Annotated in this window: 26 protein-coding genes and 1 pseudogene; 8 read left to right on the top strand and 19 right to left on the bottom strand. The window is 70.9% G+C overall.

Annotated features, from left to right (window positions below):
- Positions 1-29: 29 nt before the first annotated feature.
- The 4 genes from H180DRAFT_RS05240 to H180DRAFT_RS05225 all read right to left on the bottom strand — a co-directional run bounded on the left by H180DRAFT_RS05240 (position 30) and on the right by H180DRAFT_RS05225 (position 3,875).
- Positions 30-881 (bottom strand): universal stress protein, encoded by an 852-nt coding sequence (locus H180DRAFT_RS05240; protein WP_055484772.1) that lies wholly within the window; start codon positions 879-881, stop codon positions 30-32.
- A 235-nt stretch (positions 882-1,116) separates the two neighbouring features.
- On the bottom strand, positions 1,117-2,010 hold the full coding sequence (locus tag H180DRAFT_RS05235) for a universal stress protein (RefSeq protein ID WP_254665886.1): 894 nt from the start codon (positions 2,008-2,010) through the stop codon (positions 1,117-1,119).
- Positions 2,011-2,494: 484 nt separating this feature from the next.
- On the bottom strand, positions 2,495-3,427 hold the full coding sequence (locus H180DRAFT_RS05230; protein ID WP_055484771.1) for a M56 family metallopeptidase: 933 nt from the start codon (positions 3,425-3,427) through the stop codon (positions 2,495-2,497).
- 4 nt (positions 3,428-3,431) lie between these two features.
- On the bottom strand, positions 3,432-3,875 hold the full coding sequence (locus tag H180DRAFT_RS05225; protein WP_055484770.1) for a BlaI/MecI/CopY family transcriptional regulator: 444 nt from the start codon (positions 3,873-3,875) through the stop codon (positions 3,432-3,434).
- Positions 3,876-4,038: 163 nt separating this feature from the next.
- On the opposite strand from H180DRAFT_RS05225, the gene H180DRAFT_RS05220 reads away from it, so the two are divergent.
- A complete protein-coding gene (locus H180DRAFT_RS05220; protein ID WP_055484769.1) occupies positions 4,039-4,614 on the top strand; it encodes a TerD family protein in 576 nt (191 codons plus the stop codon).
- A 148-nt stretch (positions 4,615-4,762) separates the two neighbouring features.
- On the opposite strand, the gene H180DRAFT_RS05215 is transcribed toward H180DRAFT_RS05220, so the two are convergent.
- The 6 genes from H180DRAFT_RS05215 to H180DRAFT_RS05190 all read right to left on the bottom strand — a co-directional run bounded on the left by H180DRAFT_RS05215 (position 4,763) and on the right by H180DRAFT_RS05190 (position 9,433).
- Positions 4,763-5,521: a LamG domain-containing protein gene (locus H180DRAFT_RS05215; protein WP_254665885.1), complete on the bottom strand. Its 759-nt coding sequence runs from the start codon at positions 5,519-5,521 to the stop codon at positions 4,763-4,765.
- A gap of 340 nt (positions 5,522-5,861) precedes the next feature.
- A complete protein-coding gene (locus H180DRAFT_RS05210; RefSeq protein WP_055484768.1) occupies positions 5,862-6,128 on the bottom strand; it encodes a GlsB/YeaQ/YmgE family stress response membrane protein in 267 nt (88 codons plus the stop codon).
- Between the two features lie 80 nt (positions 6,129-6,208).
- The gene (locus H180DRAFT_RS05205; protein WP_055484767.1) at positions 6,209-6,460 is read right to left on the bottom strand and encodes a twin-arginine translocase TatA/TatE family subunit; all 252 of its coding nucleotides are present in this window, start codon (positions 6,458-6,460) and stop codon (positions 6,209-6,211) included.
- 29 nt (positions 6,461-6,489) lie between these two features.
- A complete protein-coding gene (locus H180DRAFT_RS05200; protein WP_055484766.1) occupies positions 6,490-6,945 on the bottom strand; it encodes a tellurite resistance TerB family protein in 456 nt (151 codons plus the stop codon).
- Between the two features lie 103 nt (positions 6,946-7,048).
- Positions 7,049-8,068: a sporulation protein gene (locus H180DRAFT_RS05195; RefSeq protein ID WP_055484765.1), complete on the bottom strand. Its 1,020-nt coding sequence runs from the start codon at positions 8,066-8,068 to the stop codon at positions 7,049-7,051.
- A 462-nt stretch (positions 8,069-8,530) separates the two neighbouring features.
- Positions 8,531-9,433 (bottom strand): S1 family peptidase, encoded by a 903-nt coding sequence (locus H180DRAFT_RS05190; protein ID WP_055484764.1) that lies wholly within the window; start codon positions 9,431-9,433, stop codon positions 8,531-8,533.
- 628 nt (positions 9,434-10,061) lie between these two features.
- Here H180DRAFT_RS05190 and H180DRAFT_RS05185 point away from each other — a divergent pair.
- On the top strand, positions 10,062-11,333 hold the full coding sequence (locus H180DRAFT_RS05185; RefSeq protein ID WP_055484763.1) for an APC family permease: 1,272 nt from the start codon (positions 10,062-10,064) through the stop codon (positions 11,331-11,333).
- A 36-nt stretch (positions 11,334-11,369) separates the two neighbouring features.
- Here H180DRAFT_RS05185 and H180DRAFT_RS05180 read toward each other — a convergent pair whose 3' ends face one another.
- The 3 genes from H180DRAFT_RS05180 to H180DRAFT_RS05170 form a co-directional block, all read right to left on the bottom strand.
- Positions 11,370-11,726, bottom strand: a complete 357-nt coding sequence (locus H180DRAFT_RS05180) for a DsrE/DsrF/TusD sulfur relay family protein (protein ID WP_199822470.1) — start codon at positions 11,724-11,726, stop codon at positions 11,370-11,372.
- 353 nt (positions 11,727-12,079) lie between these two features.
- On the bottom strand, positions 12,080-12,385 hold the full coding sequence (locus H180DRAFT_RS05175) for an Rv3488 family transcriptional regulator (protein ID WP_055484927.1): 306 nt from the start codon (positions 12,383-12,385) through the stop codon (positions 12,080-12,082).
- Between the two features lie 64 nt (positions 12,386-12,449).
- On the bottom strand, positions 12,450-12,866 hold the full coding sequence (locus H180DRAFT_RS05170; RefSeq protein ID WP_055484761.1) for an arsenate reductase ArsC: 417 nt from the start codon (positions 12,864-12,866) through the stop codon (positions 12,450-12,452).
- 87 nt (positions 12,867-12,953) lie between these two features.
- Between H180DRAFT_RS05170 and H180DRAFT_RS05165 the strand changes: the two genes are divergently transcribed.
- From H180DRAFT_RS05165 to H180DRAFT_RS05155, 3 genes are read left to right on the top strand one after another with little or no spacing between them, the layout of a single operon-like run.
- Positions 12,954-13,268: an ArsR/SmtB family transcription factor gene (locus tag H180DRAFT_RS05165; RefSeq protein ID WP_055484760.1), complete on the top strand. Its 315-nt coding sequence runs from the start codon at positions 12,954-12,956 to the stop codon at positions 13,266-13,268.
- On the top strand, positions 13,265-14,380 hold the full coding sequence (gene arsB, locus H180DRAFT_RS05160) for an ACR3 family arsenite efflux transporter (protein WP_055484759.1): 1,116 nt from the start codon (positions 13,265-13,267) through the stop codon (positions 14,378-14,380). The genes H180DRAFT_RS05165 and arsB overlap by 4 nt, the downstream gene beginning before the upstream one ends.
- Positions 14,381-14,423: 43 nt before the next feature.
- Positions 14,424-15,482 (top strand): ArsO family NAD(P)H-dependent flavin-containing monooxygenase, encoded by a 1,059-nt coding sequence (locus H180DRAFT_RS05155; protein ID WP_055484758.1) that lies wholly within the window; start codon positions 14,424-14,426, stop codon positions 15,480-15,482.
- On the opposite strand, the gene H180DRAFT_RS30285 is transcribed toward H180DRAFT_RS05155, so the two are convergent.
- The 5 genes and pseudogenes from H180DRAFT_RS30285 to H180DRAFT_RS05130 form a co-directional block, all read right to left on the bottom strand.
- Positions 15,475-15,963 (bottom strand): GNAT family N-acetyltransferase, encoded by a 489-nt coding sequence (locus H180DRAFT_RS30285; protein ID WP_055484926.1) that lies wholly within the window; start codon positions 15,961-15,963, stop codon positions 15,475-15,477. The genes H180DRAFT_RS05155 and H180DRAFT_RS30285 overlap by 8 nt on opposite strands.
- Positions 15,964-16,062: 99 nt before the next feature.
- Positions 16,063-16,728: pseudogene (locus tag H180DRAFT_RS30280) on the bottom strand (methyltransferase domain-containing protein); the annotation flags it as partial.
- Between the two features lie 5 nt (positions 16,729-16,733).
- Positions 16,734-17,078 (bottom strand): ArsR/SmtB family transcription factor, encoded by a 345-nt coding sequence (locus H180DRAFT_RS05140; protein ID WP_055484757.1) that lies wholly within the window; start codon positions 17,076-17,078, stop codon positions 16,734-16,736.
- Positions 17,079-17,196: 118 nt separating this feature from the next.
- Entirely contained in the window at positions 17,197-17,553 is a 357-nt protein-coding gene (locus tag H180DRAFT_RS05135) for an ArsR/SmtB family transcription factor (protein ID WP_055484756.1), read from the bottom strand.
- A gap of 40 nt (positions 17,554-17,593) precedes the next feature.
- Complete coding sequence (locus tag H180DRAFT_RS05130; protein WP_055484755.1) at positions 17,594-18,652, bottom strand: flavin-containing monooxygenase; 1,059 nt, start codon at positions 18,650-18,652, stop codon at positions 17,594-17,596.
- Positions 18,653-18,774: 122 nt separating this feature from the next.
- On the opposite strand from H180DRAFT_RS05130, the gene H180DRAFT_RS05125 reads away from it, so the two are divergent.
- From H180DRAFT_RS05125 to H180DRAFT_RS05115, 3 genes are read left to right on the top strand one after another with little or no spacing between them, the layout of a single operon-like run.
- Positions 18,775-20,148 carry an NAD(P)-binding domain-containing protein gene (locus H180DRAFT_RS05125; protein ID WP_055484754.1) on the top strand — a complete coding sequence of 458 codons (1,374 nt, stop codon included), beginning with the start codon at positions 18,775-18,777 and terminating at the stop codon, positions 20,146-20,148.
- Between the two features lie 17 nt (positions 20,149-20,165).
- Positions 20,166-20,621: an ArsI/CadI family heavy metal resistance metalloenzyme gene (locus H180DRAFT_RS05120; RefSeq protein WP_055484753.1), complete on the top strand. Its 456-nt coding sequence runs from the start codon at positions 20,166-20,168 to the stop codon at positions 20,619-20,621.
- A gap of 7 nt (positions 20,622-20,628) precedes the next feature.
- Positions 20,629-21,897, top strand: a complete 1,269-nt coding sequence (locus tag H180DRAFT_RS05115; RefSeq protein ID WP_055484752.1) for an MFS transporter — start codon at positions 20,629-20,631, stop codon at positions 21,895-21,897.
- Between the two features lie 105 nt (positions 21,898-22,002).
- Here H180DRAFT_RS05115 and H180DRAFT_RS05110 read toward each other — a convergent pair whose 3' ends face one another.
- Positions 22,003-22,485: a DUF4396 domain-containing protein gene (locus H180DRAFT_RS05110; protein WP_055484751.1), complete on the bottom strand. Its 483-nt coding sequence runs from the start codon at positions 22,483-22,485 to the stop codon at positions 22,003-22,005.
- Between the last annotated feature and the right edge of the window lie 135 nt (positions 22,486-22,620).

Genomic DNA, 22,620 nt, shown 5'->3' with positions numbered 1-22,620 from the left:
GCGGCGGACGGGAACCGGTCGGAGAGCAATCAGGCGTGCGGCACGACCGCGACAGGGCACGGAGCGTTGTGCAGCACAGCATGGCTGGTCAGTCCGAGTTCGAGGCCGACTCTTCCATGCCGCCCGCGGGCCCCCACCACCAGCAGGCCCGCCTGGGCGGCCGCCCGCACGAGTACGTACTGAGGGGGCCCCTCGGTGGACACCTGACGCACGGTCACCTTCGGATACTTGGCCATCTCGTCATGAAGCAGGTTCTGGACGAGTCTGTCGGCCTCGCGGGCGATCGCTTCGCCGCTGGGGCTCTCGGGTGCCACGTCGTTGGGGAGCCGCCAGGCGTGGACGGCAACGAGGTCGCAGCCGCGCGCCGCCGCCTCCCGGAAGGCGAAGGTCATCGCCGGGGAACCGACCGTGTGGTCCACACCCAGCACAACCGGCTGCCGCTCCTCGGGAAGGTCGGACTCCGAAGGGCGGACGACGACCGTGGGGCAGGTTGCCCGACCGGCGACGCCGAGGCTCACGGAACCGAGGAGGATGCCCGCCAGGGCTCCGTGCCCGCGGGTTCCGACGACCACTGCGTAGGCAGAGCGGCCCTCCTCGACCAGCGCGTCGACCGCGTCCATCAGCCGTGTCTCGCCGGTCACCTTGAGGTCAGGCCGCCCCTGTGCCGCGCGGTGCTCGGCCGTGGCGACGATGTTCTCGGCCATCACGCGGGCAGAGGGGCGGTCGAGGCCGACGCCGGCGAAGTTCTCGTACCGCTCCCAGCGAGTGGCATGCACGACGTGCAGCGCACAGCCGTGACGGACCGCTTCGTCCGCCGCCTTGTCCAGGGCGAGCCAGCCCGGGTCCGAGCCGTCCACACCGACCACAACGCGCTGCTCCACCCGTCCTCATCCTCTCGGTCGTGGTTGCAGACCGGGGCGGCCACGCGCGCGTGGCCGGAAGCTTGCAGTTCCAGGAGAGCACTGACGTCGTTGCTTCGCCATGCGAGCCGATGGCGCCGGAGCGGCAGAAGGGGAACCCCAGGAACCGGCGGAACCGAGGGGATCGGCGGGGCTGACGAAACCGAGGGAACCGGCAGGGCAGGGAGGGACCGGCGGAACCGGCGGGCCGGGGCCCTCAGAGGCGAGGGGTGTCCTGCTTCACGACCGCGACAGGGCACGGCGCGTGTCGCAGCAGAGCCTGGCTGACGGAGCCGAGCAGCATTCCGGCGAACCCGCCCCTCCCGCGCGCACCCACCACCAGCAGCCGCGCGCCCTCGGCGGCGCTCATGAGTTCCTGACGGGTACGGCCGCGCAGCGTGCGGCGCTCCACCTGCACGTCCGGATACTTCTCACCCGTCCCGGCCAGCGCTTCCGCCAGCAGCGCCTCCTCCTCGTCCTTCAGCTCGCCCGGCTTCTTCGCGTACGCCGGCGACTTGTCGCGCGGAGGCGTGGGCGGCACGGACCATTCCGACCAGACGTGTACGGCGCGGAGGTCCGCTCCCGCGAGAGAGGCTTCGGCGAACGCGAACGCGATCGCCGAGGAGTTCGCCGGCGAGCCGTCCACGCCGACCACCACCGGGCCCGACGGATTCGGTGTACCGCGCAGCACCATGACCGGGCAGTGTGCGTGAGCGGCGAGGTGCGACGCGACGGACCCCAGCAGCAGCCCGGTGAACTCGCCCAGTCCCCTGTGCCCGACGACGATCATCGAAGCGGAGCGCGACAGCTCGACCAGCATGCGAACGGGTTCCCCGGCCGGAGCTGAGTTGCTGATCCGGACACCGGGCGCGGCGGCACGGGCACGCGACTCGGCCTGGGTCAGGTGCCTCTCCGCCCCTTCGTACATCGCATCACGCACCGCTTCGTACGTTCTGAGGCCCGCGCCGGCCGGGAGAGTCACCATCGTCACGGCGGTCACGATGTGCAGACCGACCCCGTGCAGGGCCGCCTCCCGAGCGGCCTGTTCCACGGCGGAGTAACTCGAGGCGGAGCCGTCGACGCCGACGACCACAGCGTTGCTCGGTTCCACCGGGGCTCCTCTCGGGTCCTGGGCGTCCGGCGAGCGGCGGTTCGGCGTCGCCCGTGGGACGGTGCCGCCGGCCGGAGCAGTGCGTGCGCCGGGGCTGCCCCGCCGGACACCGGCCAATGGACACCGGGCGCTGCGAACTGCTCTGCGTGCAGGCCGCGGCAACCTGTCCGCTGTCCACGGTGTGGTTCGCCACGAGGGCGCGCAACCGCAGCAGGACCGTCCCGGGATCCGCGATGCCGGAATTTGCGAGGGCGCGAGGGCGCGAGGGCGCGAGGGCGCGAGGGCGCGATGCTGAAGGCCGCAGGGCCGCGGCTCGGCGAGGCCGCGCGAGAAGCGCATGGGCCCCCGGGGCCGCACACGGCTCGGGGCTGAGGCGGCCCTCGCCCGCCTCGGCCCTGCTCAGCCCGTACTCAGCCAGCCCCCACCCGGCCCGTATCCATCCGCTCGCCGGCCACCGGCCACCGGCCGCCGCCCGCCGGCTCGCTCACAGTGGCGTCGCCGCGTGCAGGACGGAGACGAGCGCGACCGTCGCGTTGGCCGAGGAGAAGGCGGACGCGGTGGTGCCTGCGGCGGCCGTCCACAGCGCCAGGCCCGCCGCGGTGCAGGCGGGGGGCCAGTTGCGGGCGTCGGGTGCGGGGTCGAGCAGGGCCTGCACGCGACGTGGCACGGGCCCGGGCGCGGCGAAGCCGGCGAAGGTCTGTGTGCGTGCGGGACGCGAGACCAGTGCGGCCTTTCCGACGGTCCGGGCCATCAGCCGGCGGTCTCCGACCGTGTGCGCGGCGGCCTCGTCGGCCCAGCGTTCGGCGCTGAAGGCGATGGCCGTCCTGAGCGGACGCAGGAACGGGTTGGCCCGGGCGGCCAGTTGCGCCGCCAGCAGGAAGCGGTGGTGGTGCGCCGTCAGGTGGGTGCGTTCATGGGCGAAGAGGGCTTCGCGTTCCTGGGTGTCGAGGCACGCCAGCATCGCCGTGGAGACGACGATGCGGCCCTGCCCACGGCCCGGGAGGGCGTATGCGTAGGCGGTCTCGTCCGGCAGGACGGCGACCTGCGACGACGGCAGTCCCCGAAGGGCCTGCCCGGCCCGGCACCGCAGCCGGGAGTGGCGCCAGAGCGTCCGCGCGCATGCCACTGCCACCGCGACGAGCGCGGGAATGGCCACCTTGCCGGCCACTTCGTCGTAGGGGACCGCTGCCCGGACCTCCGGGTCGGACCAGCCGTCGGGGAGGGGGTTTCCCGGCAGCTGGGCCGTGCCGACCACCATGATCAGGCCCAGGCAGAGCGTGCTGCACACCGCGAGGACCACGCCGACCGCGGTCAGCAGACGGGCCGCGGTGCGCGGATGGAGACGTCGCTGGGCGAGCCCGGCGATGGGCCAGGCCGTCAAAGGCAGGACGAGTGGCAGAAAGACGAAGACGCCCATCGCTCTAGTCCTCTGCCTCCTTCTCGGCTTCCCCGGCCTCTCCGGCTTCCCCCACTTCTCCGGCCTCTCCCAGCAGGTCGCGGAGCAGCCGTTCGTCCCCGGGGGGAAGGGCCGTCACGAAACTGGTGAGGACCGCCTCCCGGTCCGCCTCGCTGTCGAGGACCCGCTGCATCCGCAGTGCGGCCAGACCGGCCGCGTCGACCGCGGGCTGCCAGTCGAAGGAGCGACCCGAGCGCTCACGGGTCACCGCCCCCTTGGCGAGCAGCCGGGACAGGATGGTCACGACGGTGGTGTAGGCGAGGCCGCCGTCCAGCCGCTCCTGCACCCAGGCTGCGCTGACGGGCCCGGGAGCGCTGTGCAGCACGGTGAGGACCTGGGCTTCCAGTTCACCCTGACCGCGGCGCGGGGACGGGGAACCGCTCGTCGGCGCGCTGTTCCGCTTCGCCAAGGCCCCTCCCTCACGCCGGCTGGTTCGGACCTCGGGCGTGCCGGCGCCGTCCGCCCGCGTCCCGAGTGGGGGTCATCGTAGCGAAGGACCCGTCCGCGATCATGACTTCTACAGTGCTGTAGATTTACGCCGACGGCCGGTCCATCGACGTCAGGAGGAGATCATGGGTGTTTCCCTGTCCAAGGGCGGCAACGTCTCGCTCACCAAGGAGGCACCGGGCCTCACTGCGGTGCTGGTGGGCCTGGGTTGGGACGTACGCCTGACGACCGGCGTGGACCACGACCTCGACGCCAGCGCCCTGCTGTGCGACGAGTCCGGCAAGGTGGTCTCGGACCGGCACTTCGTCTTCTACAACAACCTCACCAGCCCCGACGGCGCGGTCGAGCACACCGGAGACAACCTGACCGGAGAGGGCGAAGGGGACGACGAGGTCATCAAGGTCGATCTGGCGGCCGTGCCCGCGGAAATCTCCAAGATCGTCTTCCCCGTCTCGATCCATGACGCCGAACAGCGCGGCCAGAACTTCGGGCAGGTCCGCAACGCGTTCATCCGGGTCGTCAACCAGGCCGGCGGTACCGAACTCGCCCGCTACGACCTGACGGAGGACGCGGCGACGGAGACCGCGATGGTCTTCGGCGAGCTCTACCGCCACGGGGCGGAATGGAAGTTCCGCGCCGTCGGGCAGGGTTACGCGTCGGGGCTCGCGGGAATCGCCCAGGACTTCGGCGTCAACGTCTGACCCCGGCCCGGTCACCGGTCACCGGTCACCTCTCGTCGCCGGTCGCCGGTCATCGGATCCACCGCACGGGAAGAACCGGTTCACGGAAGGGACGGATGGGCGGGTCGGGCCGTGCAGGCCGGCCCGGGCGCAGCGGAATCGGAGTTCCTCAGGGCCGGTACACGCGCAGGTCGCTCACCTCGTAGGACAGCGACCGGGTGGTGGGCCGCGGAGGCGGGTGGTATTCGCCGGCGCTCACCGACATGTTCACGATGAGGTAGGCGCACCAGTCGTCCCCCACGCCGACGCCGTCCGCGAATGCCCGGGAGCCGTTGACGTGCCACGTGACGCAGTCCGCGCCGAACTCGACGCTCACGTCGATCCGGGCACCGGGACGGACGCAGGGGTGTTTGAAGTCGTGGCCGCTGCCGCGGACATGGTTGGACAGCTCCAGCACATCCGGGTTGTCGGGGTGGTACTCGAAGACGTCGACCTCGTTCCCGCCGTCCCGCCACGTCCACACGGCGGGCCACGCTCCCACCTCCTCCGGCAGCCGCAGGCGTGTCCGGAGGACGTCGCCGGTGCGCAGGGTGAAGCCTTCCCGGCTGTCTTCGGTGGTCAGCAGACCCGCACTCCACATGCCCGAGGCCCGGCGAGTGGCCCGGAAGACTCCGCCGCGGGAGTAGGAGGGGTCGGCCACCAGGTGGTCGAGCTTGTTGTCGCCGGGGTTCGTGGGGCCGCCGCCGGGATAGGCCCAGGACCGGCCCGCCTCCCACTGCCGCGTCGAGGAGAAGTCGGCGACGAAGACGGGGCCGCCCCGCGGCGCCCCGGACCGGTCCGGACCCGCAGCGGGCGGGCGGCCGCCTGAGGTGCCGAGCTGAAGTCTCTCCCTGAGCCGGCCCATGAACCCCGGCAACTGGTCGGTCATAAGGGTGCGCCTCCCGGGCAGAACGCCGGCGAGCACGTCCGTGCCTGTGTCGTTCCCGTGCCTGTGCCCGCGGCGTGCGTCCGTGCGTCGGTGCCTGCGGCCGTTCCCTGTGCCCGCTTCGCGGTGTCCACCGGCAGGCGGGCCCTGTGCTGCTCCTGCGACAAGGCCCACCCGTCGCACCTAACCGAAGTGGCTTTCCATGCGATTGCTCGCAGGCTACGGCGAGCGCACTGCCGGGCCGGGCACGACACACGCGGCATCTACAGGCGTGTAGACACCGTCGGCCCACGGGCTCGGCCGCCCGGTTCACCGGGGACTCCGCCCCGGGTGACCGGCGCGCTCAGCGCCGGGAGTTGCCGGCGATCATGCGGTAGCCGATCAGCAGGACGAGTGATCCCGCGATCGCGGCGACCCAGGTGGCAAGGTCGAAGAACTGCTTGTCCACAGGCCGGTCGAGGACGGTGGCCGAGAGCCAGCCGCCCAGGAAGGCACCGGCCACGCCGATGAGTGTGGTGACGATCAGACCGCCCGGGTCCCGGCCGGGGAGCAGCACCTTTGCTATGGCTCCCGCGAGCAGACCCAGGATTATCCAGCTGACGAATCCCATGAGTTTTTCCGTTCCTTGGTGAATTGCGAGGGTCCCCACCTGCGAGGACGACTCGGCGAGCGGCGATGGTTGCCTGCCGGTCAGGACTCGTTCGGGCCGGGTGTGCCCTTGTGACCGTCCGCCCCTGCCGTTCCCTTCTCAGGGGGCGGGTGGACGATGTACGAGGCCGAGCCCGCCCCGGAAGCCGAGCGGTCCGTCTTCAAGGCCTTGGCCTCGCTCTTGAGGATGCGCGCGGACTTGCCCAGGGAACGGGCCAGTTCCGGCAGTTTCCTGGCGCCGAACACGACGACGGCGACGAGGATGAGCAGGGCCACTTCGCTGATGCCGAACATTGCGTCCCCCTTCGTGACCGCCGGCGCCGTCAGAGATCGAACTCGGCGGGGGGCACGTCCAGGGAGAAGCAGGCCTCGCGGACGACCGCACGCTCCGTGGCGTCGAAGTCTCCGTCGGCGCCTCCGATCACGATGCCGATCTGGATGACGGCGCGTGCTTCGGTGGGCTTCTTCTTCACCTTCGCGATCTCCTGCAGGACGGTGACCTTCCCGAAGTCGAAGTCCGAGGTGAGCTTGCCCAGGTACTCGTCGAAGCGCTGACGCAGATCGTCGGCCGGGAAGTTCTGCAGGACGTCGTTGCCGGTGATCAGCTGAGCGACGCGCTGACGTTCCGCGGGGTCGATGGAACCGTCCGCCGCTGCGACGAGGGCGCACATGGCCATGCTCGCGTCGCGGAAGGCTCCGCTCTTCAGGTCGTTCTTCTTTGCCTCCAGTTGGGCCTGCATCGTCTGAGCGGACTCCTTGATGCGATCCCACAGGGCCATGACGTCTCCAGATGAAGCGTGGGCCCGGGCCGCGTCGGCGGCCCGGGCACGACGGGAATTTCTACAACAATGTAGAAGTTACCAGCTTCCGTGAAGGCACCTTTCAGTCTTCGCCGCTCTCCTCTTCCTCCTCCTCGAAGGCGTCACCGATCTCGTCGACCACCTCGGCCGCGACGAGTCCGCCGGCCACGCCTGCGGCCACTCCCACCGCCCCGGCTGCGACCGCGGCCCCCATGCCCGGCCGGGAAGAACCGTGGTGACCGCCGTGTCCGTGACCGCCCCCGTGGTGAAGGCCGGCGTGGTGCGGGTCCCCGTGCGGGTCCCCGTGCACGTATGCGCCGTGAGCGCCGCCGTGGCGCTCCATGAGCGCTCGCCCCCAGCCTTCGACGGTGCCGACCCAGTCGGCGGAGGCGATGTCCGCCTCGCTCACGTGGTGCCGGTTGACCACGTCGTGACCGCCGGAGAAGAGACCACCGCGCTTGTCGGCCTCGAGGACGACCTCCACTCCTGACGGGGACGCCAGGAACGTCAGCTCGACCTCGTTGACGGCATGTGCGTACTGGCCGGGCGGGGTGAGTTCGATCTCCTGGTAGAACGGCAGCTGCTGGCCGGTCCCGTGGATGTGGCCGAGCTCCAGATCCGCCGAGCGGAAGCCGTAGCCGAGCCGGCCCAGGGCGTCCAGAACGGCCTCCTGGACCGGCAGGGGGCCCACCCGCAACGGGTCCAGGTCACCCTTGTCCCGGGCGCCGGCGATGTGCAGTTCGGTCCGCACGCCCAGCACGACCCCGAGGGCCTGGCCGTGCAGTTCGGTCACCGGCGTCTCCCACGGCAGCACGAGGGAGAACGGGACGGACCTGCGCTCCCCTTCGTCGAGGCGGAAGCCGCCGCCCACCGTCACCCGGTCGAAGACGACCGCACCCTCGTGCTCCCCGTCGTGGCCCTCGGCTTCGACGCGGGCGACGAGTTCGAGGACGATCTGCTCGATCTCCGCGTCCGACGAGCCGCCTTCCAGATGCACCTGGCCGGCCAGTGCGCCGCCGGGAAGAACCGGTCCGCCGTCGAGGACCGTGTCCACCGAGGGACCCCCGACCCCGATCGCCCCGAGCAGCTTCTTGAACACCATCGTGGCGTCCACTCCTTCGTGTTCAGCGTGACTGCGGATCACCTACGGCGCCTGCCGGGGCGTCGTCGCGCCCGGCGACGGTGATCCGGACACACGTGAACGGCAGTGCGGCACGTCCACGTGCGTCGGCATAAGTGCCGGTACAGATCCATGATCACCAGTTGTTTCTACAGCGGTGTAGGTTTCGGCACCATCATGCACCGTCCTCGACGGACGGAAACGCCCGCGAGGTCTCCGCAGGGGCGCCGTGCGGCCGCGCCGCGCCTCAGTGAGGGACTTTCGGCCACGGCGGCTCGCGCACGCAGGACGACGCATCTCAACTGACAGGCACTGGCCGCGACTTCGCGCGAACGCCCGGGCCGGCGCCGGGCATGCCGCCGTTCGGCGGGCGGAGCCGACAGAGCCCGGGCCCTCACGCTGGACCCGGGCTCGTGCCGACGGCGTCGAAGCCGTCAGTTCACGTCAGTACACGTTGACGCCGTAGGCGTTGAGTGCCTCGACGACGGGCTGGAAGAACGTCGTACCGCCCCACGTGCAGTTTCCACTGCCGCCCGAGGTCAGGCCGATCGCCGTGTTCCCGGAACGCAGCGAGCCGCCGCTGTCGCCGGGCTCCGCGCACACGTTCGTCTGGATCATGCCGTAGACGACGTCGCCGCCTCCGTAGTTCACGGTGGCGTTCAGGCCGGTGACGGTGCCGCTGTGGGTGCCTGTGGTGCTGCCGTGCCGGGTGACGGACATCCCGACGTAGGCGTTGGCGGCGCCCGTGATGTCGACACCTCCCGCAGTGCCCGGGTGGCTGGCGGAGGAGGAGCTGTAGCGGATGAGGCCGTAGTCGTTGCCGGGGAAGCTGGACCCGACCGTCGGGCCGATCACCGACGTGCGGCCGGAGTTGGAGTACCAGGTGCCCGCGCCGTCGGTGCAGTGCCCGGCGGTGACGACGTAGTACGTGCTGCCGCTGCGGACGTTGAAGCCCGCCGAGCAGCGCCAGCTGCTGGCGTAGATGGCGTCGCCGCCCTGAAGCAGCTTGCTGAACTTGCCCGGGGTGCGCTCGATCTTCAGGGCAGCGGCCTCGGCACCCGCCGCCTTCTTGATCTTGGCTATCTCAGCCCGGGAGACGGTGCTGTCAGCCGTGACGACGAGGGTGTTGTTCTTCTTGTCCACGTGCCAGGCGGTGCCGGCGACGTCGGCGTCGAGCACTGCGTCACTCGCCGCGGACAACTGGGAGGCGCTGAACTGGGAGGTGGGGGCGTCCGCTGCGACAGCAGGCGTGGTCAGCGCTGCCGCGGCGATCATTCCGGACGCGAGGGCGATCAGCCGGGTGCGTCTCTGGGTGCCCGTGGTGGGGCTCTTGCGCCTGATCCTCACTTGTTCCTCCAGGGTGTGGGGAATCGGGGGTCCGCTGCACGGACCCGTGAGGCGCAGCCAATGGGCACGTCGAACCAGTGGCCTTCGTGCCCATGACAAGCGCCGAAGGGAGTATTCGGCGCTTGTGAGCAGAAAGACAAGAGTCTTGTCCGTCCTAGTTCATGTTTTGACTGATCTAACCGCTTCTGTAGTGCTGTTTTCTGACAAGCCAGTTGGCAGACAAGAAAGGTGACGAAGCATCAGTTCCATGGAGACTCCGGGCCTTCGCCTCGCGCAGCGGCGGTGCGGGACCTGAACCGGAAGCGCCGCGCGACCTGTTGGGCGGGGCTCACCCACGAAGGCCGTGCGCCATCCCGACGCCGGCTGCCGGGCCCGTGACCCACGCGGTCCCGACGCCGCCGAAGCCGCCCCGCCGGCACCGCCGGGCACCGCGGGAGCGGAACGAGGAGGAGGGAGAAAGCGGAGGGGTTCGGCCGAGGGCCGGTCTCTCGGGCGCACGGATTTCGGCGGACAACGGGCGTGCATCCATGACCTGGGGTGCGGGTCGTCGGCCGGCCCGTAGCTCACGTATCGTCTCCCGATATCGGAGGGCGTAACGTCAGCGCCTGTGCCGCCGAGGGAGTGGACCATGAGCAAGCCGCCGACCGCCGCCGGGATGCCGGACGAACTGAACCGCCGGCTCGGGGTCTTCGATGCCGTGGTGATCGGTCTGGGGTCGATGATCGGCGCGGGAATCTTCGCCGCGCTCGCCCCGGCCGCACGGTCGGCCGGCTCCGGGCTGCTGACCGGTCTGGCGCTCGCGGCGGTGGTCGCCTACTGCAACGCCACCTCCTCCGCGCGGCTCGCCGCCCGCTATCCGGCCTCGGGGGGCACGTACGTCTACGGCCGTGAACGTCTCGGCGAGTTCTGGGGCTACCTGGCGGGCTGGGGGTTCGTGGTGGGCAAGACCGCCTCCTGCGCTGCGATGGCGCTCACAGTCGGCTCATACGTGTGGCCGGACCAGGCCCACGCGGTCGCCGTCGCGGCGGTGGTGGCCCTGACCGCCGTGAACTACGCCGGCGTGCAGAAGTCCGCCGTACTGACCCGGGTCGTCGTGGGCGTGGTCCTGGCCGTCCTGGCCGCAGTGGTGGCCGCCGCGCTCACCTCCTCCGCCTCGGACCCGGCACGGCTCGACGCCGGTGACGACGCGGCCTTCGGCGGCGTGCTACAGGCGGCGGGCCTGCTGTTCTTCGCGTTCGCGGGATACGCGCGCATCGCGACCCTGGGCGAGGAGGTCCGCGACCCCGCTCGCACCATCCCCCGGGCCATCCCGGTCGCACTGGGCATCACCCTGGTCGTCTACGCCGTCGTCGCCGTCTCCGTGCTGAGCGTCCTCGGCCCGGAGCGACTGGCGGAAGCCACCGCGCCGCTGACGGACACGGCCCGGGCGACGGGCGCCGAATGGCTCGTACCGGTCGTGCGCGCCGGTGCCGCCGTGGCCGCACTGGGCTCGCTGCTCGCCCTGATCCTCGGCGTCTCCCGCACGACGCTGGCCATGGCCCGCGACCGGCACCTGCCTCACGCTCTGGCCGCGGTCCACCCGAAGTTCAAGGTGCCGCACCGCGCCGAGCTCCTGGTGGGCACGGTCGTGGCGGTGGTCGCGGCGACGGGGGACGTGCGCGGGGCGATCGGCTTCTCCTCGTTCGGCGTCCTGGCTTACTACGCCGTCGCCAACGCCTCCGCCTGGACCCTCACCCCGCACGAGGGCCGGCCGGCGCGGATCATCCCGGCCGTCGGGCTGGCCGGCTGCCTCGTCCTGGCCCTCGCCCTGCCGGCGTCCTCGGTGATCGGCGGCGCCGCAGTGCTGGCCCTCGGCGCCGCGGCCTACGGGGTGCGCCGCATGGTGCGGAGGCCTGAATAGCCCGTTGCGGAAGATGCGCGGCGCGGGCGGACTCGGTCAGAACGTGATGACTTGGTCGGCCCAGAGGGTCCAGTCCGTGAGCTGTTCGAGAGTGGAGCGGTGGGCTCCCTCGACGAGTTGCTCTTCGGCGAGACCACGAGCGTCCAGGCAGGTCCCGCAGCAGCCGGTCCCGGTGCCGTGGTGAACGACCGTGGAGATCATCCGGTCGAGATGGTAGTGGCCGTCGGGCACCTTCTGGCCCCGTACCGCGCAGCCGACGGCGTCGCCGAGCAGGAAGATCCGGACTTCGACTTCCGGGCGACGGGCGAGAGCGCCGGCAACCCGGATGGCGTTCCAGGAGCGCTCGGTTCCGTAGGGCGGGTCATTGGCGATGATCAGGAGGTTGCGGGTCACGACGGTCCTCCCGTGCGCCGCCCGGGCCGCGCGGCACCGGGTCATTCGCTGTCAGGTGCAGGGACGGGTCTCGTACATCCGTACCGCGTCCACCAGGCTGGGAACGGCGGTGGAGGCGGCGACCGCCCAGATGGCCGGACGACGGCATCGGCGCCGCGGACGGCTCCGACGAGAAGGGCCGCCGGCGGCGAACCGCCACAGCACCGGCGCCGGAAAGGGCCGACCGCGCGGGCACGCCAGGCTGTGCGGGCGACGTCGCCGAGGACGGTGAGCAGGGACGGGTGGACCAGGGCGGTTCCGGAACCGAGCGGTCCCCGGCGAGAGACCGGCTCACCGGTCCGCCGCCCGCCGGCCTACGGGGCTTCGCCGCCCAGGACCTCGCGGGCCAGCTCCCTCAGTGCCTGCCGGTCCTCCGCCAGGGCCTTCCTGCCGGCCTCGGTCGCCCTGTACACCCGCCGGGTGCGGCCGTCGACCACCCGCTGCTCGGACACCAGCAGCCCGTCCGCCTCCAGACGGTGCAGCGTCGGGTACAGGGTGCCGGGACTGATCCGGTGGCCGTGGCCGGCCAGCTCCTCGGTCATCCACGCACCGTGGATCTCCTCCTCGGCCGCGTGGTGCAGGATGTGCAGCCGCACCGCGCCCCGCTGGAACTCCCGCACCGTGGCCACCTCCGGCAGTGACGGAACCGATATCGGGATCCGATCCTACGCCCCGCCGCGGGCTTCACCCGGTCGCGGTCTCCGGGGCGATCTCGCCGATGAGGCCCTCGATGCGGGTCCTGATCTCGTCGCGGATGGGACGTACGGCCTCGACGCCCTGGCCGGCCGGGTCCTTCAGCGTCCAGTCGAGATAGCGCTTGCCGGGGAAGACGGGGCAGGCGTCGCCGCAGCCCATCGTGATGCACACGTCGGAGGCCTTCACGGCGTCCACGGTGAGGATCTTGGGGGTCTCGGCGGCGATGTCGATGCCGACTTCCCGCATGGCCTCGACGACGGCGGGGTTGACGGTCTCTGCGGGCGCCGACCCGGCGGAGCGCACCTCGACGCGGTCGCCCGCCAGATGGGTCAGCCACGCGGCGGCCATCTGGGACCGGCCGGCGTTGTGGACGCAGACGAACAGCACGGAGGGCTTCTCGGGCATCGGGGCTCTCTTGTCTCACGTCGGTTCAGGCGCACTGACATCAGCGCCCAGTGGCGTCAGTCACCACTGATGTGACAGTATCAGCCCATGATGACGTCAGTCGACACTGACCTGATCCGGGTCCTCGCGGACCCCCTCAGGCTTCGGATCGTGACCCTGCTGGCCCACGAGACCCTCTGCACCACGCATCTGGTGGAGGAGACCGGTGCGCGGCAGACCAACCTCTCCAACCACCTGAGGGTGCTGCGGGAGGCCGGGGTCGTGGACACCGAACCGTGCGGCCGCTTCACGTACTACAAGCTGCGGCCCGACGTCATCGAGGCCGTGGCCGGCTCCTTCTCGGAGCTCGCCGCCACCGCCCGTGCCACCGCTGCAACCGACAAGAAGAGGGCCTGTCCGTGACCCGCACCGAACCGTCCACGACCACGACCCCGGAGCCTGCGCCCGGGGTCGTCGCCAAGTTGTCCACGCTGGACCGCTTCCTGGCGGTGTGGATCCTCATCGCAATGGGCCTGGGGCTGGGCCTGGGGCGTGTGATCCCCGGCCTGAACGACGCCCTCAGCAAGGTCGAGATCGGCGGCATCTCGCTGCCCATCGCCGTCGGGCTGCTGATCATGATGTACCCGGTGCTGGCCAAGGTCCGCTACGACAAGCTGGACGCGGTCACCGGCGACCGGAAGCTCATGCTCTCCTCCCTGGTCATCAACTGGATCCTGGGACCTGCGGTGATGTTCGCCCTCGCCTGGATCTTCCTGCCGGACCTGCCCGAGTACCGCACCGGACTGATCATCGTCGGCCTGGCCCGCTGCATCGCCATGGTCATCATCTGGAACGACCTGGCCTGCGGCGACCGCGAAGCCGCGGCCGTCCTGGTGGCCCTCAACTCTGTGTTCCAGGTACTGGCGTTCGGCCTGCTCGGCTGGCTCTACCTGGACCTGCTGCCCGGCTGGCTCGGCCTCGCGGGCGGCGAGCAACTCGACATCTCCATGTGGAAGATCGCCTGGAACGTCGTCATCTTCCTCGGCATCCCGCTGCTGGCCGGCTTCCTCACCCGCCGCATCGGCGAGAAGAAGGCGGGCCGTGAGTCCTACGAGAGCAGCTTCCTGCCGAGGATCGGGCCGTTCGCCCTGTACGGGCTGCTGTTCACCATCGTCATCCTCTTCGCACTTCAGGGAAAGACGATCACCTCCCAGCCGCTGGACGTCGCCCGCATCGCCCTGCCGCTGCTCGCCTACTTCGCGATCATGTGGTTCGGCTCCTTCGCCCTCGGCAAGAGCCTCGGCATCCCGTACGACCGCACCACCACCCTCGCCTTCACCGCCGCGGGCAACAACTTCGAACTCGCCATCGCCGTCGCCATCGCCACCTTCGGCGTCACCTCCGGCCAGGCGCTCTCCGGCGTCGTCGGCCCTCTCATCGAGGTGCCGGTCCTGGTGGCCCTGGTGTACGTATCGCTGGCCTGGCGACGGAAGTTCGCAGTGCCGGTCGTGAACACGCAGGCGCAGGAGAGCTGATGCACCGTCTTCTCTCCGCCGCAGGCCCCCGGGGCATTCCCGCGTGACCGGTAGGACAGTCGACGTGGTGGTGATCGGCGGCGGCCAGGCAGGGCTCGCCGCCGGCTACCACCTGCGTCGCGCGGGCGTCGACTTCGTCGTCCTCGACTCACAGCAGGCACCGGGTGGGGCGTGGCCTCACATGTGGGAGTCGCTGCGCCTGTTCTCCCCGGCCGCCTACTCCTCGCTTCCCGGCCGCCTCATGCCGCCCCAAGGAGGCCGGACCTACCCGGGCACCGAGCATGTCGTGGCCTACCTGACCGACTACGAACGGCGCTACGACCTGCGCGTAGTCCGACCGGTGCACGTCACGGGCGTACACAGGGACGGCGGCCGCCTGCGGGTGGCCAGCGACACCGGCACCTGGAGCGCACGGTTCGTGATCAGCGCGACGGGCACCTGGTGGCGGCCGTTCCTGCCCGCCGTCCCCGGAAGCGAGACGTTCACCGGCCGTCAGCTGCACACGGTCGACCACCGTCGCCCCGAAGACTTCACGGGCGAGCAGGTGGTCGTGGTGGGCGGCGGGAACTCCGGTGCGCAGATCGCCGCGGACCTCGCCGGGCACGCGGACCTGACCTGGGTCACCCGGCGGCCACCGCGTTTTCTGGCCGACGACATCGACGGCCGAGCATTGTTCGACGCCGCATCCGCCCGCCGCCGTGCCCTCGACCACGGCGACACCGACACCGGAGGTGTCGCCTCCCTGGGCGACATCGTCGCGACACCAGCCGTACGGGAAGCCCGCGATGCGGGACTCCTCAAGGCCCAGCCCATGTTCACCCGCCTCGATGCGGACGGGCCGGTCTGGGCCGACGGGACGATCGTCCGAGCGGACGCCGTCATCTGGTGCACCGGATTTCGCCCCGCGCTCTCTCACCTGTCCCCGCTCGGCCTGCGGGACCGGAATGGCCACATCCCCACCGACGGCACCCGCGCCCTCGCCGAACCCCGGCTGCACCTGCTCGGCTACGGCGACTGGACGGGCCCGGCCTCCGCAACGCTCATCGGTGTCGGCCGCCCGGCACGGGATGCCGCACGGGAGATCGCCCGACAGCTCAGCTGATCGCGGGGCTGCGGCGCTCGACCAGTACGACGTCCCGCCACCTTCCGTGATGCCGTCCGACGCGTTCACGGGTGCCGACGGTGCGGAAGCCGGCGCTCCGGTGGAGGGCGAGGCCGGCGGTGTTCTCGGGGAAGACACCGGACTGGACGGTCCATACGCCGGCGCTCTCCGCCGAGGCGACCAGCGCGTCCAGGAGAGCGCGGGCGATGCCACGGCCACGTGCGCTGGGATGAACGTAGACGGAGTGCTCGACAACCCCCGCGTACGCCTCCCGTGGTGAGGTCGGGGCGGCGGCGGCCCAGCCCAGTGCTTCGCCGGTCGCGTCGTCGACGGCGACGTATCGGTGCAGGGGCAGCTTCGACGCGTCGAACGCCTCCCATGCGGGGGCAGCGGTCTCGAACGTCGCGTTCCCCTCGTCGATCCCGGCCTGGTAGATCGTCAGCACCGCTTCGGCATCGTGCGCACGGATGGGGCGCAGGATGATTCCCTCGGGGGCAGCGGGCTTGCGGGCCTTCACGATCGCCGAATACACACCCACTCCCGCGTCCGCCGTGGGGACGATGTCGATGCCCGTGAAGCCGGCGGCCAGGAGCAGCTCCCGGTACTCCTCGGCGGTGAGGGTCGTGGCGCAGCCGGTGACCCGCTCGGCCTCGGCACGTTGAGCCGCGGTGAGCCCCGGGTGGGCCAGGACGTCGCTGACGCCGAAGTGACCCCCCGGCCACAGCACGCGGTAGGCCTCCGCCAGCACCCGGGGCTTGTCCGCGGACAGGTTGATCACACAGTTGGAGATGACGGCCTCCACATGGGCGTCCGGCAGGGGGATCTCCTCGATCCTGCCGTGCAGGAACTCCACGTTCTCCACACCCGCCTGCCGTGCGTGGGCGCGGGCGAGGTCGACCATCTCGTCGGTGGCGTCGAGGCCGTAGGCGATGCCGTCGGGTGCAACGCGGCGGGCGGAGAGCAGTACGTCGATGCCACCGCCCGACCCGAGGTCCAGCACGCAGTCGCCGGGAGCGAGGGGAGCGACGGCGACGGGGTTGCCGCAGCCGAGGCTGGCGCGGACCACACCGTCGGGCAGGTCTTCGGTCTGCTCGTATCCGGCGGCTCCGAAGCAACCTTCTTCGAAGGCGTCTTCTCCACAGTCCACGATCTGCTCACCGGCCGCGGCGGCGCGGGCGAGTGCTCCGTAACGGCTGGTGACGTCCTCCAGCCGGTCAACGGCCGGTGCCGGTTGTGGGCTGGTCATGACGATCACTCCTCTTCGGTGTCCGGGAGCGGACTGCTGGGTGCGGGACGCCCCATGACGACGTCGGCGGCCGAGGGGAAGCAGGTCACGCACTCGTCGTTGATGCGGTAGTAGCCGGCCGTGCCGGCGTTCTCGACGAGGACGAAGCCGACCTTGGCGAGCTGCTTCAGGTGGGCTGAGACGGTGGACTGCCCCACCTGCACGGCGTCGACGATCGCGCCGACACTCATCGGCTGCCCGCGTCGAGCCAGCAGCGAGACGATCTGGACCCGGGTCGCATCGGCCAGCACCTTGAACCAGGAGGCGTACTCCTGGGCGGTGTCACGGTCGAGAGGCCGAACTGTATTCATCGTTAATCGACGATAAACGATTAAAGCTCGGACGCAAAGGCCCGGAACTGAGAATGATTCCGCGGCCGGGCACGGCATCGGCGCACTGGACCGCGTCACGGCGCCGAACGGGCGCCGATCACCCGGAGGCGGAGAAGCTCCGCGCCATGGACGCCATCACACTCGGAGCGACTCGGTAGTACACCCACGTACCCCGCCTCTCGGAGGTCAGGAGCCCGGCCTCACGAAGCTTCTTCAGGTGGTGGCTGACGGTCGGCTGGGAGACGCCGACGTCGGAGATGTCGCAGACGCACGCCTCGCCGCCTGCGTGCGAGGCGATCTGCGAGAAGAGCCGCAGCCGCACCGGGTCGCCGAGCGCCTTGAACATCGCCGCGGCCCGCTCCGCCTCCTCCGACGTCAAAGGCCGTTCGTCCAGCGGCGGGCAGCACGGCGCCACGTCTGTCTCTATCAGCGGCAACGCCTTCGCATTCGACATACGTCTATTTTGACACGCATCTAACAGACGGGGCGCGCCTCTACCTCCCGGCGAGATGCGCCGACAGGCGCCGTGCCATGCGCTCGGCGTCCCGTCCGACGCCACGAAGCGAGGCGGACGCCAGACTGCGCTGCCACTCCAGGCCCACGTACGCCACAGCCGGATCGACGAGGGATGCGCCATCGTGGTGCAGCGGGAGCCCCTCCTCACCGAGAACCCCCAGAGGTGCAAGACAGCCGAGGTCGGGACGGTACCCGGTGGCGAGCAGGAGAGTGTCGACGTCCTCGGCGCTGCCGTCGCTCCACGTGACTCTGGAACCTTCGATCCTGCTGAACATCGGGCAGCGGTCGGGGGCGCCGGCCTCGAGCGCGGTCCGATAGCGGCCGTCGTCGATGACCATCTGGGTGGGAGGGTTGCGCAAGAAGCGTCCCAGGGGTGCGACGTCCAGGCCACTGACGGTGAGCCAGAAGTGCAGGTCCCGACCGCCGAAGGGCCGCTGCTTGGCCCAGCGCACCGGGGCACGGCTCGTAAGGGTGACCCGGGCGCGTGTGGCGAGTTCTGCCGCTACTTGCACAGCGGAGTTGCCGGCGCCGACCACGACGACGCGCTGACCTGCGAACGGTTCAGGGGAGCGGTAGTCCGCGACGTGCAGCAGGGTGCCGGTGAAGGAGTCCAGGCCCGGCAGGCGGGGACGGTGGGGACGGCCGAAACTGCCGGTGGCGGCGACGACTGCCCGCGCACCCAGCCGTCCCCCGCCGTCGAGGAGGAGGGTGAATCCCTCGCCGTCGCGGTCGACGCTTCTCACGCGCCGGCCGGTGCGGATCTCCACGTCCAGCCGGTCCGCGTAGCGCTGCAGATAGGCGACCACCTCGTCCCGGTGGGGATAGCGGTCCGGGTCACCGCCGAAGGGCAACCCGGGCAGCGAGCTGTACCGAGCCGGGGAGAAGAGGGTGAGGCTGTCGTAGTAGCGAGGCCAGGACCCGGCCGCCTGCCCGGACGCCTCCAGCACGACCGGGCGCAGCCCGCGTTGCCGCAGAGCATGAGCCGCGGCCAGGCCGGACTGCCCACCGCCGACGATCACCACGTCGAAGCTCTCCATCGTCCATCCTTGGTTCACGGAACACCTGTTTCGATGAATGTCTATGTTGACATCCATCGAAACAGGTGTGATGCTGACAGTGCAAGTCATAGACAAACGTCGAAGCAAGTTGGGGAGTCGCCGTGAACGAGCCCACCGCCGCTCTGCCCACCGTGGTGATCGGAGCCGGGCCGACCGGCCTGGCCGCCGCGGCTCATCTCGTCGCGCGGGATCAGAACCCGCTCGTCCTGGAGGCCGGTCCCGGTGCGGGTACCGCCGTGCGGGAGTGGAGCCATGTGCGGCTGTTCTCGCCCTGGGCCGAGGTCGTCGACCCGGCCGCAGAGAAGCTCCTCGCCCCCACCGGCTGGAACCGTCCCGAAGACGCCTCCTACCCCACCGGCGGGGAGTGGGCCGAGCGCTACCTGCAGCCACTGGCCGACGCACTGGGGGACCGCGTCCGCTACGGGGCCCGCGTGACCGGAGTCTCGCGAAGCGGCCGGGACCGCGTCGTCGACGCCGACCGTGAGGAACGGCCCTTCACCGTCCATCTCGTCACGGCCGAGGGCCGGGAGGAGCGTCTGACAGCGCGCGCAGTCATCGACGCCTCCGGCACCTGGGCCATGCCCAGCCCCCTCGGCGGCGACGGTCTGCCCGCTCTCGGTGAGCACACCGCCGCCGACCGGATCACCTACCGCATCCCCGACTTCAAGGACCCTGCCGTGCGGGCCCGTTACGCGGGAAAGCGCACGGCCGTGATCGGCTCCGGCTCCTCGGCGTTCACCGCGCTCGCCGGTCTCGCCGATCTCGCAAGGGAACACCCGGGCACCCGCACCGCCTGGGTCCTGCGGCGAGGTGTCGGCGAGAGCACTTTCGGCGGCGGCGAGGCCGACCAGTTGCCCGCGCGCGGAGCGCTCGGCCTGCGCGCCAAGGCCGCAGTCGACGACGGGTACGCCGAGGCGGTCACCGGATTCCGTACCTCCGAGGTCGAGCGGGAGGACGGGCGCCTCGTGCTCGTCGCCGACGGCGGACACCGCCTCGACCCCGTCGACGAGGTCGTCGCGCTGACCGGCCTCCGCCCCGATCTGTCCTTCCTCGACGAGGTGCGTCTCGGCCTGGACGAACGCCTCCAGGCCCCCGTGCGGCTGGCCCCGTTGATCGACCCCAACGTCCACTCCTGCGGCACCGTCTATCCGCACGGCGCGAACGAACTGGCCCACCCCGAGCCGGGCTTCTACCTGGCCGGCATGAAGAGCTACGGACGCGCGCCGACCTTCCTCGCGATGACCGGCTACGAACAGGTCCGCTCCATCGCGGCGGCCCTCGCCGGAGACCAGGAGGCCGCCGAGCGCGTCGAGTTGACGCTGCCGGAGACGGGAGTGTGCGGCGGCGCCGGACTCTTCGACGAACCGGAGACCGAACAGGGGGAGGCCGAAGGCGAAGGAGGTGGCTGCTGCGCAGCACCGGCCACCGTACAGACCGCAGATCTCGAACCCCCGGCCCCGACCGGCGGCCGCTGATCCCAAGGAGGTGCAGCATGTCACGCGTACAACTCGCGCTCCGCGTTCCCGACCTGGAGGCGTCCGTGGCCTTCTACAGCAGGCTCTTCGGCTCGGAGCCGGCGAAACTCCGCGACGGATACGCCAACTTCGCGCTCACCGAACCCCCGCTCAAGCTCGTCCTCATCGAGGGCCGGGCCGGGGAGGAGACACGCATGGACCACCTGGGAGTCGAGGTCGAGTCCTCCCAGGCCGTGAACGCCGCCACCACCCGCCTGAGCGAGGCGGGACTGGCCACAACGGAGGAGAGCGACACCACTTGCTGCTACGCCGTCCAGGACAAGGTCTGGGTCCACGGGCCCGGCAAGGAGCCCTGGGAGGTCTACGTCGTCAAGGCGGATGCCGAATCCCTCACCAAGCAGGAGGACAGCACGTGTTGTGCGGACGGGAACACCACCCCCGACAGTGCGGCCGTCACCTCCGGCTGCTGCTGACGCCCGGGTGACCGGCCTTCACACCAGCGGCAGCACAAGCGGGGCTGCTACCGGTACGGGGGACCGGCCGCAGCCCCGCTTCGCCCTGCCCGCCCTGTGCGTCACCCAGATCACCGGCTGGGGCGTCCTCTACTACGCCTTCCCCGTACTCCTGCCCCACCTGACGGCCGAGACAGGGTGGTCCGGCACCGCCGCCACGGGCGCCTTCTCCGCGGCCCTGCTCGTCAGCGCCCTCGTGGGCATCCCCGTGGGGCGCGTCCTGGACCGGCGCGGCCCACGCGCCGTGATGACGGCCGGATCGGTCCTGGGCGCAGCATCCGTACTGGCCGTCGCAGCGGCCCCCGACTTCCTTGTATTCGCCGGGGCTTGGCTGTGCGCGGGAGCCGCCATGGCCGGGACGCTCTACCCGCCCGCGTTCGCCGCCGTCACCCGCTGGTGGGGCCCCGACCGCGTACGGGGACTGACGATCCTGACCCTCGCCGGCGGACTGGCCAGCACCGTCTTCGCACCGGTCACGGCCGCACTCGTCGAGCACATGAGCTGGCGCGCCGCGTACGCCACCCTCGCCGTGATCCTCGCCGCCGTCACCGTTCCCGCCCACGCGCTCGCCCTGCGCGCCCCCTGGCCTCCGGCGCCCGACGCCCCGAACTCAGCCGGGCAGCCCGGGACGGCAGCCAAGCCGCGGAGGCCGGTCGCCCGCACCCGGCCGTTCGTACTGCTGGCCGTCGCGCTGACGCTCTCCGCGTGCTCGTCGTTCGCCGTCGTCATCGGCATCGTCCCCCTGCTGAACGAACGCGGCGCCACCTCCACCCAGGCGGCATGGGCGCTCGGGCTCGGCGGCCTGGGCCAGACCCTGGGCCGCATCTGCTACTCGCCCTTCGCGCGCCGTACCGGTGTCACCACCCGCACCGGCGTCCTCATCGCAGCCGGGGGCGTCACCACCGCGACTCTCGCCGTCGTCCCCGGACCGGTGCCCCTCCTGATCGCCCTCGCCGTCGGAGTCGGCATGGTCCGCGGCAACCTCACGCTCCTGCACGCCACCGCCGTCACCGACCGCTGGGGCACCCGGCACTACGGGAAACTCAGCGGCATCCTCGCCGCCCCCGTCACCGTCGCCACCGGTCTCGCCCCCTTCGCCGGAGCCGCCCTCGCCGGTCCCCTGGGCGGATACCCGGCGCTCTTCCTCACCCTGGCCGCCGTCTCGGTACTCAGTGCCGTACTGGCGCTCGGTGGAACTCCACGGGCACCGGAGGCCGGACAACCGTGCGTGCGGTGACAGGAGGAGACGGCGACTCCGGCTCAGTCGGACCCTCTGCTCGTGGCGTTCAGCGGGCTCGTACTCCGCTTGTGCGCACAGCCGTTGGAGAAGTGCCGCTCCCCGTCAGTGATAGGCGTGCACAACGGCGTGCCCCTTGCCGCGCCCGATCATCCACCTGTTCACGGGCGTGGTGATCAGGAAGGCAACGGCGAAGCCGCCCAGCAGCGCGGACCAGAAGAGGCTCTCGGACAGATGGGCGTCCAGCGCTCCCGGGGTCACGGCGATGATGACGTTGTCCACCAGCTCCATGACGGTGATGGAGACGGTGTCGGCGGCGAGGGCGACGCGGATCGCGGCCTTGAGCCCGAGACCGGCCCTGCGCACCGCGTACATCGTGAAGGAATAGCCGAAGAGGAATGCCAGAGCGATCGCCAGGACCATCGTGGGGATGTTGCTCCACAGCAGCGCTGTGCCGATGGCCATGCCCAGGATCTCGCCGATGACGCAGCCGGTCAGGCAGTGCAGGGTCGCTTTGGCCGCGGTGCCCCACGGCGCGCGGCCGTGCGGTTGTCCGCTCTCGCCGGCCTGGTGGGAAGGGTGATTCATGAGGACTCCTTGCCGATGGAGCGGGGTCGCTGTGCAGTGCTCGTCATCGGGCTGGACCGGGCGTGACGCCGAGCGGGGCGTTATACCCCTAGGGGGTATTTGCTGTACCTTCTCACGTATACCCCCACCCCCTGT

Source organism: Streptomyces sp. WMMB 322, from assembly GCF_900090145.1.
GTDB lineage: Bacteria > Actinomycetota > Actinomycetes > Streptomycetales > Streptomycetaceae > Streptomyces.
This window is presented reverse-complemented; position numbering and strand designations above follow the sequence as displayed.

What these genes read in the sequence shown, in the direction of transcription:
- H180DRAFT_RS05205 (WP_055484767.1), bottom strand. Translation starts at nt 6,460, where the DNA reads ATGTTCGGCATCAGCGAAGTGGCCCTGCTCATCCTCGTCGCCGTCGTC.
- H180DRAFT_RS05230 (WP_055484771.1), bottom strand. Translation starts at nt 3,427, where the DNA reads ATGGGCGTCTTCGTCTTTCTGCCACTCGTCCTGCCTTTGACGGCCTGG.
- H180DRAFT_RS05195 (WP_055484765.1), bottom strand. Translation starts at nt 8,068, where the DNA reads ATGGTGTTCAAGAAGCTGCTCGGGGCGATCGGGGTCGGGGGTCCCTCG.
- H180DRAFT_RS05185 (WP_055484763.1), top strand. Translation starts at nt 10,062, where the DNA reads ATGAGCAAGCCGCCGACCGCCGCCGGGATGCCGGACGAACTGAACCGC.
- H180DRAFT_RS05130 (WP_055484755.1), bottom strand. Translation starts at nt 18,652, where the DNA reads ATGGAGAGCTTCGACGTGGTGATCGTCGGCGGTGGGCAGTCCGGCCTG.
- H180DRAFT_RS05200 (WP_055484766.1), bottom strand. Translation starts at nt 6,945, where the DNA reads ATGGCCCTGTGGGATCGCATCAAGGAGTCCGCTCAGACGATGCAGGCC.
- H180DRAFT_RS05110 (WP_055484751.1), bottom strand. Translation starts at nt 22,485, where the DNA reads ATGAATCACCCTTCCCACCAGGCCGGCGAGAGCGGACAACCGCACGGC.
- H180DRAFT_RS05120 (WP_055484753.1), top strand. Translation starts at nt 20,166, where the DNA reads ATGTCACGCGTACAACTCGCGCTCCGCGTTCCCGACCTGGAGGCGTCC.
- H180DRAFT_RS05215 (WP_254665885.1), bottom strand. Translation starts at nt 5,521, where the DNA reads ATGACCGACCAGTTGCCGGGGTTCATGGGCCGGCTCAGGGAGAGACTT.
- H180DRAFT_RS05210 (WP_055484768.1), bottom strand. Translation starts at nt 6,128, where the DNA reads ATGGGATTCGTCAGCTGGATAATCCTGGGTCTGCTCGCGGGAGCCATA.
- H180DRAFT_RS05140 (WP_055484757.1), bottom strand. Translation starts at nt 17,078, where the DNA reads ATGAATACAGTTCGGCCTCTCGACCGTGACACCGCCCAGGAGTACGCC.
- H180DRAFT_RS05165 (WP_055484760.1), top strand. Translation starts at nt 12,954, where the DNA reads ATGATGACGTCAGTCGACACTGACCTGATCCGGGTCCTCGCGGACCCC.
- H180DRAFT_RS05135 (WP_055484756.1), bottom strand. Translation starts at nt 17,553, where the DNA reads ATGTCGAATGCGAAGGCGTTGCCGCTGATAGAGACAGACGTGGCGCCG.
- H180DRAFT_RS05220 (WP_055484769.1), top strand. Translation starts at nt 4,039, where the DNA reads ATGGGTGTTTCCCTGTCCAAGGGCGGCAACGTCTCGCTCACCAAGGAG.
- H180DRAFT_RS05170 (WP_055484761.1), bottom strand. Translation starts at nt 12,866, where the DNA reads ATGCCCGAGAAGCCCTCCGTGCTGTTCGTCTGCGTCCACAACGCCGGC.